This window comes from Citrobacter sp. Cm046 (genome assembly GCF_030333065.1).
In the GTDB taxonomy this organism is placed as follows: domain Bacteria; phylum Pseudomonadota; class Gammaproteobacteria; order Enterobacterales; family Enterobacteriaceae; genus Citrobacter; species Citrobacter murliniae.
The window spans coordinates 1-19,241 of record NZ_JAOWGP010000007.1 but is presented as its reverse complement, the minus strand read 5'-3'; the positions used below and the strand labels follow the sequence as shown (position 1 = coordinate 19,241).

Sequence of the window (19,241 nt, the reverse complement as noted above, 5' to 3'; positions counted from 1 at the left end):
TTCAAATAACTATTCCCAGAAGATACAGGGAAAGAGGTGGTATATATGTTAACGACAGCTTTACGCCTTTATGGCAAACGCGATCTGCGCCTGGAAACTTTCGATCTTCCGGAAATGCAGGACGATGAAATTCTGGCTTCGGTCGTCACCGACAGCCTGTGCCTCTCTTCCTGGAAAGAAGCGAATCAGGGCGAGAACCACAAAAAAGTACCGGACGATGTGGCCATCAACCCGATCATCATCGGCCACGAGTTTTGCGGCGATATTCTCGCCGTGGGGAAAAAATGGCAGCATAAGTTTCAACCCGGCCAGCGCTATGTGATTCAGGCTAACCTGCAACTCCCGGATCGCCCGGACTGCCCCGGCTACTCCTTTCCCTGGGTTGGCGGTGAGGCGACGCGCGTTGTCATTCCCAATGAAGTAATGGAGCAGGACTGCCTGCTCGCCTACGAAGGAGAGACCTATTTTGAAGGCTCCCTGGTTGAACCACTGTCCTGCGTGATTGGCGCATTCAACGCCAACTATCACCTGCAGGAAGGCACCTATAACCACAAGATGGGCATTCGTCCGCAGGGGCGCACGCTAATCCTCGGCGGCACCGGTCCAATGGGGCTGCTGGCGATTGATTATGCGTTGCACGGCCCGGTTAATCCGGCACTGCTGGTGGTAACCGATACCAACAAAGACAAACTAAGCTACGCCCGCAAACACTATCCGTCGGAGCCACAAACACAGATCCACTATCTTCACGCCCAGGAAGCGTCTTATGACACGCTGATGGCGCTGAGCGGCGGTCACGGATTTGACGACATCTTTGTGTTTGTGCCGAACGAGCAGCTGGTCACGCTGGCCTCTTCCCTGCTGGCAGCCGATGGCTGTATGAACTTCTTTGCCGGTCCGCAGGATAAGCAGTTCACCGCGCCGATTAACTTCTACGATGTCCACTACGCTTTCACCCATTACGTCGGGACGTCTGGCGGTAATACTGACGATATGCGCGCGGCAGTAAAACTGATTGAAGAGAAAAAAGTACAGGCTGCAAAAGTGGTGACGCACATTCTCGGGCTGAATGCGGCAGGTGAAACAACGCTGGAGCTTCCGGCTGTAGGCGGCGGAAAAAAACTGGTGTACACCGGCAAAGCGTTGCCATTAACCGCGCTGACGCAGATAGACGATCCGGCTTTGCGCGATATCCTGGAACGCCATCATGGGATCTGGTCACAGGAAGCCGAGCAATACGTATTGGCGCACGCCAGGGAGATTTAACATGATTAATCGCAACACCCAGCTGTGTATGTCGCTTGCCGGTCGGCCCGGCAACTTCGGCACGCGATTTCACAACTATCTGTATGAAAAGTTGGGGTTAAACTTTATCTACAAAGCCTTCAGCACTCAGGATATCGAGGCTGCGGTGAAAGGCGTGCGAGCGTTAGGTATTCGCGGCTGCGCGATATCGATGCCGTTTAAAGAGAGCTGCATGCCGTTTCTGGATGTCATCGATCCCTCTGCGCAAGCTATTGATTCCGTGAACACTATCGTCAACGACAACGGTACGCTAACGGGTTTTAACACCGACTATATTGCAGTAAAAAGCCTGATTGCCAGCCACCAGCTTGATAACGGCGCTCGCGTCATGATTCGCGGCAGCGGTGGGATGGGCAAGGCGGTCATCGCCGCGTTTCGCGATGCCGGTTTTCACGATGTGATCGTTGCTGCCCGCAACCGGGAAAGCGGCCCGGTGCTTGCAAGACAGTACGGTTTTCAATGGCAGCCACAGCCGGAAGGGATTGCCTGTGACATTCTGGTCAACGTCACCCCCGTCGGTATGGCCGGAGGTAAAGAAAGCGATGAACTGGCGTACAGCAAAGTGATGGTCGCTAACGCCCACGTGGTGTTTGATGTCGTCGCCCTGCCACCAGAAACGCCGGTGATAAAACTGGCGCAGCAGTTGGGTAAAAAGACTATCAGCGGTGCAGAAGTGATTGCCTTACAGGCCGTGGAGCAGTTCGCCATGTACACCGGCATGCGCCCGGACGACGCACTGATTGCCGAAGCTGCTGAATTTGCGCGAGCGGGGTAAGAGAGCAGGAGTAGAGCGCCGGGGATGGGCGCTCTTATTTGTCTTTGCCACTACGCAATTCGAGGCATAGCGAACAGTTGCTGATCCGCTTTCGCTTCTAACTCAGCCAGTGCAGGAATCAATTGGCTGATGTTCATCAGGCTGTGCCCCAACTGGCATACGCTCTCATTGGACATACGTTCCTGTTTTTCACCCGCCATTGTCAGCAGGCTTTCACCCATAACATTCAGCGTGTGATACAGACCGGCCAGCATCTCTTCGCAGCCAAATGACAGTGCCAGGTTTTCTTCAGTGGAGAGTTGACTACAGTCGAGATGGCGAAAGGCCTCAGCGAGTGGAAAGTGGAATAGATCAGCTTCAGGCAGGAGAGAAAAAGACGCCGAACGGGCGTTAGTGGTACGATTAGCATCAGCCATAGCATTACCTCGTATAATGTTGTGGTTAAACGCCCTGATCGTGTTGCTGCACTTTCGGGGCGTTGTCATTTTTAATGTGTGAGAGTAATGTGTCATCACACATGCTCACACCACTCTTGTGTAATTAAGGTGTCAACACACATGAATGAAAGAAGAGGCAATCCCCCGTTTCAATTCCGTCTGGATCCAGAACTGCGAAAAGCAATGGAAGAAGCACAAAAACAGGACGGCGATGAATCGCTTGCTGCCTGGATTAAACGTATTATCAGGAAAGAGCTGAAGCAAAAAGGGATTGAGGTTTAAGGGGATTTATGTCGGTTGGCTGAAAGTCCGCTGAGAGCTGTGAGTTCAACCGATGGATGCAACACATTGATTGAACCGCTCTGCGGGTGATTCATAGTCTAGCGTTTTTCTCGGCCTTTCGTTGAGCAGTCTGGCAACACTGTTAAGTCTTTGCTGGCTGTGAACCGATAAGTCAGTTCCTTTGGGAAAATATTGCCTGAGCAATCTGTTCGTATTTTCATTTGAGCCGCGTTGCCAGGGAGATTGAGGATCACAGAAATAAATCTGAATGTCTGTCGCTACAGTAAATCGGGTGTGGCTGGTCATTTCAGCCCCCCGATCCCATGTTAGTGTTTTATAAAGCTCAACAGGTAATTCCCGGGCTTGTCTGATGAGTGCAGATATAACCGTTATGGTCTTGTTGTCTCTGATTTTGGCCAGCATAACAAAGCGGGAATGGCGTTCTACGAGAGTGACGATATAGGAGTTTTTCGAGCCCTGGATCAGATCACCTTCCCAGTGACCCGGTATGGCTCTGTCTGCGACTTCAGGTGGCCTTTCGCTTATCGATATCGCATCCGGGATTGATCCTAATCCTTTCCCTTTAAGCGATGACGTCCTGGATCTACGCACTGCTCTTCCGCTTCTGAGGCATTGCTGCAGCTCTTTTTTTAATGCTCCCCGGGTTTGTATAAAAAGCGTTTTATAAATCGTTTCGTGTGACACATGCATTTCCTGATTATCCGGATAACAGCGTTTCAGCCAACCGGCGATCTGTTCCGGCGACCAGTCCTGATGCATCTTCTCTGCAATAATTTTACACAATGCGGGGCTTTCAATTAGCTTGCAAGGTTTTGGTCTCAGCGCATTTTCCCACGCAGTAGCATCGGCTTTTGCTGCACGGTATTGTTTTGCGCCACCGTGCCTCCTGACCTCGCGGCTAATCGTTGAGGGCGCTCTTGATAATTTGGCGGCGATGTCCCTGATACTGAGCTTTGCTACCAGCCCTCTGGATATCTCCTCTCTTTCATCAAGCGAAAGCGCTAATCGGTGCCGTTTTCGCACGGGGGGACGGTAGCCGCCTGTCTGGTGGATAGTGGGCATAATGGAAGAATGGTATCTGTCGAACATTCTGGCGATATCATGTAGAGAATCACCTTGCTTATATCTGTCCCAGATAATTGCCTTCTGCTCTGGCGTGTAGTTAATCCGAGTTCTTCGTTTCATGGCAACGTCCCCCTTGATTAAGGATAGCGTTGCATCGACCCATTGAACTCACAGCGAAAAGCGGACATTGGTAGCCTCAACAACATGACTAGTATTGAGGTGTATTAATCAACGGGAAGCAGGTCAGTTTATTGCGCCAGCCCGACTTTTACGAAAGGGCTACCATGACTACGCGATTTTTTGATTAGCTTGCCTACGTATAATTCTCTGATTTTTGGTGATGCGATTCGTCCAACAAACTCTGAACGGTTGGTTTCGGGGGGGATGACCAGTTCCCGGGTAAAGTACTGCTGAGAGCCTGCCTTTAACCAGCACTGTATCTCGTAAACTTCCATCACCAAACCGCCGTAGGTGGCGTATGCAAATTGTAGGTTTTCATCTTTTGGTACTTTTGCCCAGACGCCACGCGTAGCTTCATATAATGCAAGTGCACTCATGCCAGACTTGTAGGTGCTGTTTAGCAAAAAAGCGAGCCCGGCATGTTCAGGTGCGATTTCCGTCTCTTGCTTAAGAAGGAGATGGTTGAGCTCATCCAGCGTGATTCGCCCCATAAGGGAGCTGCTTCCTCGTACTTTGTTGGTCAGTTCTCCAACACCTAAGAGATCAATACATGTTGCTTCAACAAGCTTCGCGGTTGCCTCATCCATGCCATGGCGTAGTATGTCGATACCCAGATTTCCTGTTTTTAACAGATGATTAATTCGTTCTGATTTCGGAGAGTCATCATTATACTTTATATGATCAAGGCAGCGTTCTGACTTGCCTTTGCCTATATAAAACGGCTTTTTAGCTGCATCTTCAATGTCATAAAATGCATAAACATAGAACTTAGCCATCCCTAACGCTTTTGAGTATTTTGAAAAATCTTTCAAACCTTGCTTCCTTAAGGCAAAAGTACTTAATTTTAATATCGGCACTAGAGTTCCGAACTTAAGCGCAAAACAATTAGCGTACAGATTGACCTGCGCCCATTGATGAATATGGGCCAAAGTTAGCAACGACTGCTATTGGCACACAGCTGCCTCCCCTCTCCACCGTTATCGTTTCTCGTATCAATCGCAGCATCCTGAAAAATTACGCATTATTGCGAGGCGCTTTCCACAACCTCATCTCCAACATCGTGAGCCATATCAGTAAGGTGTTACACTGACGGTGGTAGCATTACTGTGGTTTGTAATTTACTGATTATCTGGAGAAATGATGGAACTGCTTTTATTGAGTAACTCGACACTGCCAGGCAAAGGCTGGATGGAACACGCGCTGCCACTGATCGCTGAGCAGTTGAACGGTCGCCGCTCTGCGGTGTTTATTCCGTTTGCTGGTGTCACGCAAACCTGGGACGACTATACAGCGAAAACGGCAGCCATCTTTGCGCCAATGGGCGTCGATGTCACAGGCATTCATACCGTTGCCGATCCGGTCGCAGCCATTGAGAACGCTGAAGTGGTGATTGTCGGCGGAGGTAACACTTTCCAGTTGCTGAAAGAGAGCCGTGAGCGTGGCTTGCTGGCACCAATTGTTGACGTGGTCAAACGCGGCGCGCTGTACATCGGCTGGAGTGCGGGTGCGAACCTCGCCTGCCAGACTATCCGTACCACGAATGACATGCCAATTGTCGATCCAAAAGGTTTTGACGCCCTGGGTCTGTTCCCACTACAAATCAACCCGCACTTCACCAACGCGCTGCCGGAAGGCCACAAAGGCGAAACGCGTGAACAGCGTATTCGCGAGCTACTGGTTGTCGCGCCGGAACTGACAGTGATTGGTTTGCCGGAGGGGAACTGGATCAAAGTAAGTAACGATAAAGCCATTCTTGGCGGCCCGAACACCACTTACGTATTCAAAGCGGGTGAAGAAGCGGTAGCCCTTGAAGCAGGTCACTGCTTTTAATTAACGCCTGATGGCGCTACGCAGTCCGGTAGGCTGGAAGTGCAGCGTCATCAGGTATCACCGTCAGTTAATGATCATCCCGCTCATCGTCTTCATCCGGCTGTTCCAGCACGCTGTAGGCAACAGAACAGAACAATGAGTTCAGACGCTGCATGTCGCCAAGTAATGCAAGATGCAGTGAACTGGTCTCGATACTCTGGACGTTCTGCTGATGCAGTCGATCGACGTGCGCATGCGAGTAACGACGGTTAAGAATGCGAAAACGGTGCTTGCTGCGACGCAGACGACGGGCACTGGTCACATCACCGGAGAAGAACACTGACATAGCCAGTTGCAGGTTGCTTAGTAACTGATCGTAGAGCGCATCCAGTTCTTTCAACCCTTCCAGAGAAAATGCCCGACGCGCGGCCAGCGACTTATCGGCAATTTCACTGCCCATTCGTTCAACAATATCGGAAGCCTGTTCCAGGTTGAGCGACATTTCGATAATCTCCGCCCAGCGCCGGGACTCCTCTTCCGCCAGCTCATCTTTTGGCATCCGCGCCAGATAGAGTTTGATCGCCGTGTACAACACGTTGATGTCGTCGGCCATCTTGCGCAGCTCTTTTTCTTCGCGCGGCTCGCCGTGCATTACCTTTTTCAGACCCTCCATCATCTGCTCCATTGCATCACCAATACGCAGGGCTTCACGGGCAGCATTGGCCAACGCCAGCGTCGGCGTATCCAGCGCGCTGACATCCAGATGCTTGGGTTTCAGATGGGCGTCTAATTCGGGTTCATCACGGATAATACGTTTGCAAAAGCGCGCCATCGGCTCGGCAAACGGCACCATCGCTACGCAGCGCACCAGGTTGTAGAAGACGTGAAAATAGATCACTAATTCAGATTTCGGCAGTGGCAATTCATCCATCAGATTGGCCAGCGGATGAACGAACGGCAGAATAATCAGGCTGCCCACCAGCTTAAACAGCAGACTGCCAAGCGCCACACGGCGTGCTGCTGCATTGGCTGCGCTATTGTTCAGCATCGCCAGTAAACCGGAGCCCAGGTTCGCGCCAATCACCAGACACAAGGCGACCGGGAACGAGATAATACCCGCTGCGGTCAACGTTGCCGTCAGCAGAACCGCCGCCAGGCTGGAGTAGCTGATAATCGCGAACATTGCGCCAATCAGCGCATCAAGCATGATATCGCCGGTTAGCGAGGCGAAAATAACCTGCACTCCATTTGCCTGAGTGATCGGTGTCACCGCCTGCACAATCAGCTCCAGCGCCAGTAAGATCAGCCCCAGCCCGATGCCTACGCGCCCCAACTGTCCGACGCGGGACTGCTTACGCCCCAGAAAGAAGATCACACCAATAAAAATCAGCAGTGGCGACAGCCAGGAGAGATCAAAAGTCAGGATACGCGCCATCAGCGCGGTCCCCACATCGGCACCAAGCACAATGACCAGCGCAGGCGTGAGCGCCACCAGATCCTGGGCGACAAACGACGTCACCAGCATAGTGGTCGCGTTACTGCTTTGCACCAGTGCAGTGACGCCAATCCCCGCGCAAAAGGCGAGCGGCTTCTTTTCAACACTTCGGCTAAGCACAGTGCGTAAACGGGCACCGAAGACACGCATCACACCAGTACGCACAATGTGAGTGCCCCAAACCAGCATAGCGACAGCAGAAAGCAGGTGTAGCAGAGTTAACACGGAATCAGGTTCTCCTTATATTTATATGTTCCTGAACTCATGCCTACAATGCGCACAAGTTCCCTTCAGTATAAGGGTTTAAATGTAATAAAGAGACAGGGCACTCATTGAGTGCCCTGTTTGTTGTAAAGAAAGATGACAGTTTTGTGAATCAGTCGGCGTCATAGCCCAGATTAGGCGCTAACCAACGCTCGACTTCCGCCACACTCATCCCTTTACGGAAGGCGTAATCTTCAACCTGGTCGCGCTGAATTTGTGCCACCGCGTAGTACTTACTGTCCGGATGACTGAAATACCAGCCGGAGACCGATGCGCCAGGCCACATGGCGAAAGACTCCGTGAGTTTCATACCGGTATGCGTTTCCACATCCAATAGCTCCCAGATAGTGGCTTTCTCGGTATGTTCCGGACACGCCGGATAACCTGGTGCCGGACGAATACCCTGATAGTTCTCACGGATCAGTTCGTCATTGCTGAGATTCTCGTTCGCCGCGTAGCCCCAGTAAACTTTACGGACACGCTCATGCAGATATTCTGCAAAGGCTTCTGCCAGACGGTCGGCAATCGCTTTCACCATGATCTTGTTGTAGTCATCGTGCTGCGCCTCGAAAGCTTCAGCCAGCGCGTCCTCTTCCAGACCACCAGTGACCGCAAAGGCACCGATGTAATCCGCCTTGCCGCTCAGTTTTGGTGCCACAAAGTCAGACAGGCAGTAGTTGGCAAAGCCGACTTTTTCCGTTTGCTGACGCAGATGATGACTCACATTCAGCACATGTGTGCGCGTTTCATCACGATAGATCTCAATGTCATCGCCGACACGGTTAGCCGGGAACAGGCCAACCACACCGCGCGGATTCAACGTTTTCTCGGCGCTGAGTTTATCCAGCATATCGTTGGCGTCTTTAAACAGACGTTTCGCCTCTTCACCCACCACTTCATCTTCCAGAATGCGTGGATATTTCCCGGCTAGCGACCAGGTCATAAAAAACGGCGTCCAGTCGATGTAATTACGCAGCGTTTCGATGCTGGCTTCAACGCTCTGCACACCGAGACGATGAGCCACCGGCGGTGTGTAGCTTGCCCAGTCGAACGCCAGATCGTTCTCACGCGCGGCAGCCAGTGTCACTGGCGGAGTACGCGGTTTCTTACGCGCATGCTGGATACGCACCGTTTCATACTCTTTACGCGTACGGGCGACAAAATCATCGCGCTGTGTATCGGACAGCAAAGCGGCAACCACGCCAACGGTGCGAGAGGCGTTCTGTACATAGACCGTTGGCCCACTGTAGTTTTGCTCGATCTTCACCGCTGTGTGCGCTTTTGACGTCGTTGCACCACCAATCAGCAGCGGGATAGTAAAGCCCTGACGTTCCATCTCTTTCGCCACATTGACCATTTCGTCCAGCGACGGGGTAATCAGCCCGGAGAGGCCAATCAGATCGGCATTCACTTCACGCGCGGTTCTGAGGATTTTCTCCGCTGGCACCATCACGCCAAGGTCGACGATTTCGTAGTTGTTGCATTGCAACACCACGCCGACAATGTTCTTGCCAATATCGTGCACATCGCCCTTCACGGTAGCGATAACCATCTTGCCGTTGCTGGAGCCTTTTTCTTTGCTGGCTTCAATGTAGGGTTCGAGGTATGCCACCGCCTGTTTCATCACTCGGGCAGATTTCACCACCTGCGGCAGGAACATTTTACCCTCACCGAACAGGTCACCAACGACGTTCATACCGTCCATCAGCGGCCCTTCGATGACCTCAATCGGGCGTGCTGCCTGCTGGCGAGCCTCTTCGGTGTCCAGTTCGATAAACTCAGTAATGCCTTTCACCAGCGAATATTCGAGACGTTTTTTCACATCCCAACTACGCCACTCCGCCTGCTGGGCGTTGGCGGTATCATCGGTTTTGCTGCCACGGTATTTTTCGGCCAGATCCAGCAGACGCTCGGTGCCGTCATCGCGGCGGTTGAGGATCACATCTTCTACCGCATCGCGTAACTCGGCCGGCAGGTCGTCATAGATCGCCAGTTGTCCGGCATTGACGATCCCCATGTCCATACCGTTACGAATGGCGTAGTACAGGAACACCGCGTGAATGGCTTCGCGCACTGGATCGTTGCCACGGAACGAGAACGAGACGTTAGAGACGCCGCCAGAGATTAGCGCATGCGGCAGTTCGCGTTTGATATCTTCACACGCGCCGATAAAGTCCTGCGCGTAGTTGTTATGTTCGTCAATACCGGTCGCAACCGCAAAGATGTTTGGATCGAAGATAATGTCTTCCGGCGGGAAGCCCACCTCTTCGGTAAGAATTTTGTACGCCCGGCGACAAATCTCAATTTTACGGGCACGGGTATCGGCCTGACCCTGTTCATCAAAGGCCATAACCACCACCGCCGCACCGTAACGTCGCAGCAACTTCGCGTGATGGATAAAGGTTTCTACACCCTCTTTCATCGAAATAGAGTTAACGATGCCTTTACCCTGAATGCACTTCAGACCTTTTTCGATGACATCCCATTTCGAGGAGTCAATCATAATCGGCACGCGGGCGATGTCCGGCTCACCGGCGATCAGGTTGAGGAAACGCACCATCGCCGCTTCGGCATCGAGCATCCCTTCATCCATGTTGATATCGATAATTTGCGCGCCACTTTCCACCTGCTGGCGGGCAACGTCCAGCGCTTCGCTGTATTTTTCTTCTTTGATCAGGCGCTTAAATTTGGCCGAGCCGGTGACGTTGGTACGCTCACCAACGTTGACGAACAGACTGTCGTCGCCAATATTCAGAGGTTCAAGCCCGGCTAAACGGCAGGCAACCGGGATTTCCGGCAACTGGCGCGGGGCCAGGCCATCAACCGCGCGGCTCATTGCTGCGATGTGTTCCGGCGTGGTGCCGCAGCAACCACCAACCACGTTCAGGAAACCCGCTTGTGCCCATTCGCGGATTTGCTTCGCCATGGTATCAGCGTCAAGATCGTACTCACCGAAGGCGTTCGGCAGACCAGCATTCGGGTGCGCGGTTACGTAGCATTCAGCAATACGTGACAGTTCCTGCACATACTGGCGCAACTCATCCGGACCTAAAGCACAGTTAAGGCCGAAGGTGAGCGCGTCGGCGTGGCGCAGTGAATTATAAAATGCTTCGGTCGTCTGACCAGAAAGCGTACGTCCTGAGGCGTCAGTGATGGTGCCGGAGATCATGATCGGCAACTCAACGCCCAGTGCTTCAAACTCTGTTTTCACTGCAAATATGGCCGCTTTCGCGTTAAGCGTGTCAAAAACGGTTTCAATCAGGATCAGATCGCTACCACCTTCCACCAGCGCTTTGGTAGATTCACGGTAAGCCGCCACCAGTCCGTCAAAGGTGATATTACGGTAGGCGGGATCGTTAACATCCGGTGAGATAGACGCGGTGCGGTTAGTCGGGCCGAGGACACCCGCGACATAGCGCGGTTTGTTCGGCGTGCGTGCCGTCCATTCGTCCGCACAGGCACGTGCCAGTTTTGCCGCTTCAAAGTTGATTTCCGCCGACAGGGATTCCATCTGGTAATCCGCCATGGCGATGGTCGTGGAGTTGAAGGTGTTGGTTTCGATGATATCTGCGCCCGCTTCAAAGTAGGCGTTATGGATCGCGGTTATCACCTCCGGCTTACTGAGCACCAACAGGTCATTGTTGCCTTTCAGATCGCTCGGCCAGTCGGCAAAGCGCTCGCCGCGGAAATCCTCTTCACTCAGACGATAACTCTGGATCATGGTGCCCATACCGCCGTCCAGCACCAGAATACGTTCTTTTAACTGCTGACGTAATTGTTCAACTTTGCTACTCACACTGACTCCCGACAACGCTCAACCAGACCGAAAAAAGCTCAACGAACCATACTCGCACAAAGATTAATGACGGAAAAGCAAACAACAGCCAACATGAGACATGTTCAGCTTCACTCATCCGATCAGTACAGGAATTCTTGCATTATAATTGAATAAAACGAAAATGATTTCCACGATACAGAAAAGGAGTCTGCCATGGTTGCCACTGTCCCCGCGAAACGCGGTAGAAAACCTGCCGCCACTACTACGCCTGCAACCGGGCAGGTTCAGTCTCTGACCCGAGGCCTGAAATTACTGGAGTGGATTGCTGAGTCCAACGGCAGCGTAGCGCTGACCGAACTGGCGCAACAAGCTGGTTTGCCCAATTCCACCACGCACCGTTTGCTGACCACGATGCAGCAACAGGGTTTTGTCCGCCAGGTTGGCGAGCTGGGACACTGGGCCGTGGGCGCACATGCGTTTATCGTCGGCAGCAGCTTTTTGCAAAGCCGCAACCTGCTGGCGATTGTCCATCCGATTCTGCGTAAGCTGATGGAAGACTCCGGCGAAACAGTGAACCTGGCGGTGCTGGATCAGAGCGACCATCAGGCCATTATTATCGACCAGGTGCAGTGCACACAGCTGATGCGTATGTCTGCCCCCATTGGCGGCAAGCTGCCAATGCACGCTTCCGGCGCGGGAAAAGCATTCCTGGCACAATTAAGCGAAGAACAGGTTACCGGCCTGCTGCACCGTAAAGGCCTGCATGCTTATACTCACGCCACACTAGTCTCGCCAGTACATCTGAAAGAAGACCTCGCCCAGACGCGTAAACGTGGCTATTCGTTTGATGACGAGGAGCATGCGCTTGGCCTGCGCTGCGTGGCATCGTGCATTTACGATGAGCATCGTGAGCCATTTGCCGCCATCTCTATCTCCGGACCGATTTCCCGTATCACCGACGATCGCGTTACTGAGTTTGGCGCGATGGCGATTAAAGCGGCGAAAGAGGTAACGCTGGCATACGGCGGGATTCGTTAAGGCATGTTTGTCGGGTAACGGCTACGCCTTACCCGGCCTACAAACCGGAGATCGCCGGAGCCTGATAGGCACAGCGACGTCAGGCAATTAACGCAAAATTACGCTAGTCCTGCTGATTGTAACGCACACTAAATCGTTGCTTGCGGCGGTAAGCGTAGACATCTTCCACATGTCCTTCCCGAATTCGGGTCTGCAACGCCCGCCAGTAGTCGGCACGAAACAGATCAGCGTGCATCTCTTCAAACAACGGTCCAATACGCGGATCGGCACACAGCCAGTGACGGAACTCCTCCGGGAAAACGTCACCTGGAGAAACGCTGTACCATGGCTCACTTGCCAGCTCATCCTCCGGGTAACGCGGCGGTGGGATATGGCGAAAATTCACTTCCGTCATGTAACAAATTTCATCATAGTCGTAGAACACCACACGCCCGTGGCGGGTGACACCAAAATTTTTAAATAACATGTCACCAGGGAAAATATTGGCAGCGGCTAACTGACGAATAGCGTTGCCATACTCTTCAATTGCATCCCGCAGTTGCTGCCCTTCCACCTGCTCCAGCCAGATATTCAACGGTACCATCCGGCGTTCGATATACAGATGTCGAATAACGATCTGCTCACCAAGATCGGTTATCTTTTCAGGGACTTCCTGTAGCAGCAGTGCCATCAGCGCCGGGGCGATTTGCCGCTTATCCAATACAAAGTTCTCGAACTCCTGGGTGTCCGCCATGCGTCCGACACGATCGTGCTCTTTCACCAGTTGATAACAGGCACGGACATGGGCAGCAGACATCTCTTTCTGCGGCGCAAATTTATCTTTAATAATTTTGAATACCCGATCGAATCCCGGCAGCGTAAAAACCAGCATGACCATGCCGCGTATTCCCGGCGCCTCAATAAACTGCTCGTCGCTCCCGGCAAGATAGAGCAGATATTCGCGATAGCTTTCTGTTTTCGCATGCTTCTGACAGCCAATCGCCATATACAACTCGGCGGTGGTTTTACCGGGCAGGATCTCGCGCAGCCACTCCACTAACGCCGCAGGCAACGGGGCATAAACCATAAAATAAGAGCGGGCAAAGCCAAACACGATACTGGCTTCCGCAGCGGTTGTCAGACAGGTATCAACAAATAACTCACCTTCGTCGGTGCGGTGTATCGGCAGTAAAAATGGCAAAGTACCGGAAGGCGTTATGAGTTTCCCAACCAGCCAGGCGGCTTTATTGCGGTAAAAAAGTTCATTCGCCACCTGCAAATGGCAGCGCTGCAACACATCCGCACCAAAAGTTTCCGTCAGGTGTCCGATGATGTAATGGATATCACGAATTTTGTTCTGCCACGGCAGACGCAGAGGCAGATCGCTGAGTACCCGCGCGAGCATCGATTCCCATCCTGAATCAGGGAAAAAGTCTTTCGCCAGCGGACGTGGGATGGTTCGAAAGCGGCGTTCTGGCTGGGAGCTAAAAATAAACAGACGCTCGGGAGTCAGCGAACGATGGTCAAATAACCGACAGTAAACAGAGTTAAAAAAGCTCTCCGCAATCTCGAAGCGCGGATAGTCCGGCAATAGCCGGGTGTAATGCTCTTTGACGCGAAGTAAAAACTCCGCATTGGTACTTTTGCCGTCGGTAATACAGCGTAACTGTTCCACCACCAGGCCCACATGATGATCGTAGAGGTGGATACGGCTTTTCATCGCCTGCTGAACCGCATGCCAGTCGGCCTGTTCAAAACGCTGCTGCGCACCGGACGTCACTTCCAGAAATCGGCCATACTGCGCATCAAAGCCTTGCAGGATGGTTTGAGCAATCAGTAATTCCAGGCCACGCGACATCTTTTGCCCTCATCCAGAACCGGAGATTGCCGGATAGCGCATTCACTTATCCGGCCTACGAAGATCCGTAGGCCCGGTAAGCACAGTGCCACCGGGCATCAGGACAATCAGAACTGTGATTCTTCCGTCGACCCCGTCAGCGCAGTAACGGATGACGCGCCGCCCTGAATAATGGTCGTCACTTTGTCGAAGTAACCGGTACCCACTTCCTGCTGATGGGATACGAAAGTGTAACCGTCTTTCGCCGCCGCAAATTCTGGCTGCTGGACTTTCTCGACGTAGTGGCGCATGCCTTCGCCCTGCGCATAGGAATGTGCAAGATCGAACATGTTGAACCACATGCTGTGGATACCCGCCAGAGTAATGAACTGATATTTATAGCCCATGTCCGACAGCTGCTGCTGGAAGCTGGCAATGGTTTTGTCGTCCAGGTTCTTCTGCCAGTTAAACGATGGTGAACAGTTGTAGGCCAACAGTTTACCTGGATATTTAGCGTGGATCGCATCGGCAAAGCGGCGAGCCAGCTCGAGATCCGGGGTGGAAGTTTCACACCACACCAGATCAGCATACGGTGCATAGGCCAGACCGCGACTGATTGCCTGTTCAATGCCCGCATGGGTACGGTAGAACCCTTCACTGGTACGCTCACCGGTAATGAACTCGCTGTCGTATGGATCGCAGTCAGAGGTGATCAAATCTGCCGCGTCAGCATCGGTACGGGCAATAACCAGCGTCGGTACGCCCATCACGTCAGCCGCCAGACGTGCCGCCACCAGTTTCTGGATAGCTTCCTGAGTCGGTACCAGCACTTTGCCGCCCATATGACCACATTTTTTCACGGAGGCGAGCTGATCTTCGAAGTGAACAGCCGCTGCACCAGCCTCAATCATCGATTTCATCAGTTCGAAAGCGTTGAGTACGCCGCCAAAACCGGCTTCAGCATCAGCGACGATCGGCAGGAAGTAGTCCACATAGCGCGGATCGTTCGGTTCAATACCGGTAGACCACTGGATCTGATCCGCGCGGCGGAAGGTGTTGTTGATCCGATCCACCACTGCCGGCACCGAGTTCGCCGGGTACAGCGATTGATCCGGGTACATGCTGGAAGCCAGGTTAGCATCTGCCGCGACCTGCCAGCCAGAAAGATAGACCGCTTCAATACCGGCTTTCGCTTGCTGCAGCGCCTGACCACCGGTCAGCGCACCGAGACTGTTGATGTAGCCTTTCTTCGATTCGCCGTGCAACAGACGCCACATTTTCGCCGCTCCAAGCTGCGCCAGCGTACATTCCGGGTTGACTGAGCCACGTAATTTCACCACTTCCTCCGCGCTATATGGGCGGGTAATGCCTTCCCAGCGCGGTTGTGTCCATTCTTTTTGTAATTCTTCGATTTGTTGAGTACGGGTTTTCATGTGCAGATGCTCCATATTATGATGTGGTGAGTTAAGCCAGCAGGCGGTAACCCGGCAGGGTCAGGAAGTCGATCAGTTCGTCAGAGGTGGTGATTTGCTCCATCAGGCGCGCGGCATCGTCAAAACGCCCGCTGCTGTAGCGGTGTTCGCCCAGTTCGTCCTGAATAACCAGCATTTCTTCTGCCAGCATCTGACGGAACAGGGATTTAGTGACAGGTTTGCCGTTGCTCAGCGTTTTTTCATGGTGGATCCACTGCCAGATAGAGGTTCGGGAGATTTCGGCGGTCGCCGCGTCTTCCATCAGACCATAAATCGGCACACAGCCATTGCCGGAGATCCACGCTTCGATGTACTGCACAGCAACGCGGATATTGGCACGCATCCCTTCTTCAGTGCGCTCACCCTCACATGGAGCCAGAAGCTGTTCTGCGGTGATCGGCGCATCTTCATCACGGGCCACGAATAACTGGTTTTTGTTTTCCCCCAGCACATCGTTGAAAATCGCCATTGCAGTATCTGCAAGCCCCGGGTGAGCAACCCAGGTCCCGTCATGACCGTTATTGGCTTCCAGCGCTTTATCCGCTTTAACTTTGTTCAGTACCTGGTTGTTACGTTCGGCGTCTTTGCTGGGGATGAATGCCGCCATACCGCCCATCGCAAATGCGCCGCGTTTGTGACAAGTTTTAATCAGCAGACGCGAGTACGCGCTGAGGAAAGGTTTATCCATCGTCACGACCTGACGATCCGGCAGAACACGATCCGGGTGATTTTTCAGCGTTTTGATATAGCTGAAAATGTAATCCCAGCGGCCGCAGTTCAGGCCCACAATATGGTCACGCAGTGCGTGCAGGATCTCATCCATCTGGAAGACAGCTGGCAGCGTTTCAATCAGTAACGTAGCTTTGATAGTTCCGCGCGGCAGGTTAAATCTGTCTTCGGCATAGCTGAAGACTTCACTCCACCAGGCAGCTTCTTGCCAGGATTGAGTCTTCGGCAGATAGAAATAGGGACCGCTGCCTTTTGCCAGCAACGCTTTATAGTTGTGGAAGAAATAGAGAGCAAAGTCGAACAGGCTGCCGGGAATCGCTTCTTCGCGCCAGGTCACATGTTTTTCCGGCAAGTGCAGGCCACGCACACGGCAAATCAATAACGCCGGATTGGGTTTCAACTGGTAAATCTTACCGGCTTCATTGGTGTAGCTGATGGTACCGTTTACCGCATCACGCAGGTTAATTTGCCCGTCGATGACTTTGCTCCATTCGGGGGCCAGTGAATCCTCAAAATCAGCCATGAAGACTTTGACGTTCGCATTCAGCGCGTTGATCACCATCTTGCGTTCAACAGGCCCGGTGATCTCTACACGACGATCCTGCAAGTCATCAGGAATACCACGAATTTTCCAGTTACCTTCACGAATGGAAGCTGTTTCCGAAATAAAATCAGGCAACTTACCGTCATCAATATCCTGCTGCTGTTGAATACGTGCAGCGAGAAGCTTATTCCGTTTTGGTGTAAATCGTGTCACCAGTTCGGTCAGAAACTCCACCGCTTCTTCAGTCAGAATTTGCTGTTCTTGCTCGCCATGCGGTCTGGTAAACACCAGCTCATTGGTTGTTGTTGCCTGTTGATTCATTGCGTAGTTCCTCGTCATTGATCCAAAACCATCCCCAATGCGAACGAAGGATCGTTGTGCGGTTTTCGTTCAGCACAACTAAGACTACTCAATTAAATTTCAAAATCAAAAACAATTTCCATTTTTAATTTAATTATCAATTAACTTATTGATAACATTAAAAATAAAAATTAATTACATGATGAGGTGCGTTTCGGAAATAAAAAAGGCACCCGAAGGTGCCTGATTCAATATGCTGAAACGCTTAAGGATCGCTGGCTACAGAAGATTAATCCAGCGTTGGATTCATGTGACGCAGATCGTATGGCGTTATCTGGTAGACGTAATAGTTGAGCCAGTTGGTAAACAGCAAATTACCATGGCTGCGCCAGGTTGCCCGCGGTTTGTTTTGCGGGTCGTCTTTCGGGAAATAGTTGTATGGAACATCCGGAGTTAAACCCGCTTCGACGTCACGAAAATATTCACTGGCCAGAGTATGGGCATCATATTCTGGATGGCCCGTCACGAATGCAATACGCTTATCTTTGCTGGCAAACAGATAGGCATCACCCTCTTCCGTCTCCGCAAAGATCTCAAGATCGGTGTAATCCCTGATAAGTGCTGCTGGAAAATCAGCATAACGTGAATGCGGCGCCAGAAATGCGTCATCAAAACCACGCGTCAGCAAGGCATGAGGATGCAGAATATGGTGTTCATAGACGCCCGAGAGTTTGTCCGTGCGGGTTTGTTTGGGAATGCCATACAAAATATTAAGTGCAGCCTGTACCGCCCAACAGACAAACAGTGTCGACGTGACGTGGTCTTTTGCCCATTCCAGAACCTGTTTTATCTGCGGCCAGTAAGCCACATCGTTAAATTCAACCAGACCCAGCGGCGCGCCGGTCACGATCAGTCCGTCGAAGTTCTGGTCGCAGATATCCTCGAAATTACAGTAAAAGTTATTTAGATGCTCGGTAGGAGTGTTACGTGACTCACGTGCATCAATGCGTAATAGTTGAACATCCACCTGTAGCGGTGAGTTCGACAGTAAACGCAGAAACTGGTTTTCCGTTTCAATCTTCTTCGGCATCAGGTTGAGGATAAGTACCTTTAGTGGACGAATTTCCTGACCGGAAGCGCGAGATGTCGTCATGACAAAGACATTTTCCTCACGCAAGAAATTGACGGCGGGTAGCTCGTCCAGCACGCGAATTGGCATAACCTGATAACCTCACTACATACGCTTAAACGTTTAGACATCCAGATAGCTGAAGATACCCAGGAATCATACGAATGTCGAGTCTGTATGCCCAAGGTGAGAAAGTTTCACATCCCCTTGCTGTAGAATAGTGCAGTAAAGATAAAAGGAGAATGCTATGGCTCTGACCATTCGTCGTTCACGCACGGACGAAAGCGATAAGTTAGTTTCTATCTGGTGTCGTTCAGTCGATGCCACTCACCATTTTCTCTCATCTGATTACCGTATTGAGCTGGAAGAACTGGTCCGTTCGTTTTTGCCAGAAGCTCCACTATGGGTTGCGGTAACGGAACAGGATGAACCCATCGCCTTTATGCTGCTCACAGATGAACATATGGATGCCTTATTCGTCGATCCTGATGTTCGCGGATGTGGTGTGGGGAAATGGCTGGTTGAGCATGCACTGATGCTGGCCCCCAGGTTAACGACCAACGTTAATGAGCAAAATGAACAAGCCGTTGGATTCTATAAGAAGATGGGATTTAAGGTGACGGGACGTTCAGAGGTTGATGACCTTGGAAAGCCGTATCCGTTATTGCATCTCGCGTATACCGGAGAATAAGGGATTCAGTACGGTTTGTATTGCCGGACGACAGTATTTCCTGCAGTCCGCAGACGCAAAAAAGCCCATCCGGCAGGATGGGCTTCTTCACTGGTTTGATGCCTGGCAGTT

General features: G+C 52.0%; 15 protein-coding genes. 6 read left to right on the top strand and 9 right to left on the bottom strand.

The genetic code is table 11. The annotated features are described in order from the left end of the window. The first annotated feature begins 45 nt into the window (after positions 1-45). A complete protein-coding gene (sorE, locus tag OGX98_RS00120; RefSeq protein ID WP_045438442.1) occupies positions 46-1,266 on the top strand; it encodes an L-sorbose 1-phosphate reductase in 1,221 nt (406 codons plus the stop codon). A 1-nt stretch (position 1,267) separates the two neighbouring features. After that, on the top strand, positions 1,268-2,080 hold the full coding sequence (locus OGX98_RS00115; RefSeq protein ID WP_045438439.1) for a shikimate 5-dehydrogenase: 813 nt from the start codon (positions 1,268-1,270) through the stop codon (positions 2,078-2,080). 50 nt (positions 2,081-2,130) lie between these two features. Here OGX98_RS00115 and OGX98_RS00110 read toward each other — a convergent pair whose 3' ends face one another. After that, a complete protein-coding gene (locus OGX98_RS00110; RefSeq protein WP_045438437.1) occupies positions 2,131-2,496 on the bottom strand; it encodes a hypothetical protein in 366 nt (121 codons plus the stop codon). A gap of 141 nt (positions 2,497-2,637) precedes the next feature. Here OGX98_RS00110 and OGX98_RS00105 point away from each other — a divergent pair, with 141 nt between their 5' ends. Continuing rightward, a complete protein-coding gene (locus tag OGX98_RS00105) occupies positions 2,638-2,799 on the top strand; it encodes a phage protein (protein ID WP_048222496.1) in 162 nt (53 codons plus the stop codon). Between the two features lie 45 nt (positions 2,800-2,844). On the opposite strand, the gene OGX98_RS00100 is transcribed toward OGX98_RS00105, so the two are convergent. Continuing rightward, positions 2,845-4,005, bottom strand: coding sequence for an IS30 family transposase (locus OGX98_RS00100; RefSeq protein WP_286594673.1), 1,161 nt, complete (start codon positions 4,003-4,005; stop codon positions 2,845-2,847). A 128-nt stretch (positions 4,006-4,133) separates the two neighbouring features. Beyond that, positions 4,134-4,877 (bottom strand): LEM-3-like GIY-YIG domain-containing protein, encoded by a 744-nt coding sequence (locus OGX98_RS00095; protein WP_286594672.1) that lies wholly within the window; start codon positions 4,875-4,877, stop codon positions 4,134-4,136. Positions 4,878-5,205: 328 nt separating this feature from the next. On the opposite strand from OGX98_RS00095, the gene pepE reads away from it, so the two are divergent. Further along, positions 5,206-5,895 (top strand): dipeptidase PepE, encoded by a 690-nt coding sequence (pepE, locus tag OGX98_RS00090; RefSeq protein WP_200013360.1) that lies wholly within the window; start codon positions 5,206-5,208, stop codon positions 5,893-5,895. Positions 5,896-5,962: 67 nt separating this feature from the next. On the opposite strand, the gene OGX98_RS00085 is transcribed toward pepE, so the two are convergent. Next, entirely contained in the window at positions 5,963-7,594 is a 1,632-nt protein-coding gene (locus OGX98_RS00085; protein WP_045438428.1) for a Na/Pi cotransporter family protein, read from the bottom strand. Between the two features lie 151 nt (positions 7,595-7,745). After that, positions 7,746-11,429 carry a methionine synthase gene (gene metH / locus OGX98_RS00080; protein ID WP_200013358.1) on the bottom strand — a complete coding sequence of 1,228 codons (3,684 nt, stop codon included), beginning with the start codon at positions 11,427-11,429 and terminating at the stop codon, positions 7,746-7,748. A gap of 195 nt (positions 11,430-11,624) precedes the next feature. On the opposite strand from metH, the gene iclR reads away from it, so the two are divergent. Next, positions 11,625-12,449 carry a glyoxylate bypass operon transcriptional repressor IclR gene (gene iclR, locus OGX98_RS00075; protein WP_048222507.1) on the top strand — a complete coding sequence of 275 codons (825 nt, stop codon included), beginning with the start codon at positions 11,625-11,627 and terminating at the stop codon, positions 12,447-12,449. A 103-nt stretch (positions 12,450-12,552) separates the two neighbouring features. On the opposite strand, the gene aceK is transcribed toward iclR, so the two are convergent. The 4 genes from aceK to metA all read right to left on the bottom strand — a co-directional run bounded on the left by aceK (position 12,553) and on the right by metA (position 18,529). Beyond that, positions 12,553-14,286: a bifunctional isocitrate dehydrogenase kinase/phosphatase gene (gene aceK / locus OGX98_RS00070; protein ID WP_045438421.1), complete on the bottom strand. Its 1,734-nt coding sequence runs from the start codon at positions 14,284-14,286 to the stop codon at positions 12,553-12,555. Positions 14,287-14,393: 107 nt separating this feature from the next. Further along, positions 14,394-15,698, bottom strand: a complete 1,305-nt coding sequence (aceA, locus tag OGX98_RS00065; RefSeq protein ID WP_045438418.1) for an isocitrate lyase — start codon at positions 15,696-15,698, stop codon at positions 14,394-14,396. Between the two features lie 31 nt (positions 15,699-15,729). After that, on the bottom strand, positions 15,730-17,331 hold the full coding sequence (gene aceB, locus OGX98_RS00060; RefSeq protein ID WP_286594671.1) for a malate synthase A: 1,602 nt from the start codon (positions 17,329-17,331) through the stop codon (positions 15,730-15,732). A gap of 268 nt (positions 17,332-17,599) precedes the next feature. Then, on the bottom strand, positions 17,600-18,529 hold the full coding sequence (metA, locus tag OGX98_RS00055; protein WP_045438413.1) for a homoserine O-acetyltransferase MetA: 930 nt from the start codon (positions 18,527-18,529) through the stop codon (positions 17,600-17,602). Between the two features lie 157 nt (positions 18,530-18,686). Between metA and OGX98_RS00050 the strand changes: the two genes are divergently transcribed. Then, on the top strand, positions 18,687-19,130 hold the full coding sequence (locus tag OGX98_RS00050; protein WP_048222517.1) for an acetyltransferase: 444 nt from the start codon (positions 18,687-18,689) through the stop codon (positions 19,128-19,130). The last annotated feature ends 111 nt before the right edge of the window (positions 19,131-19,241 follow it).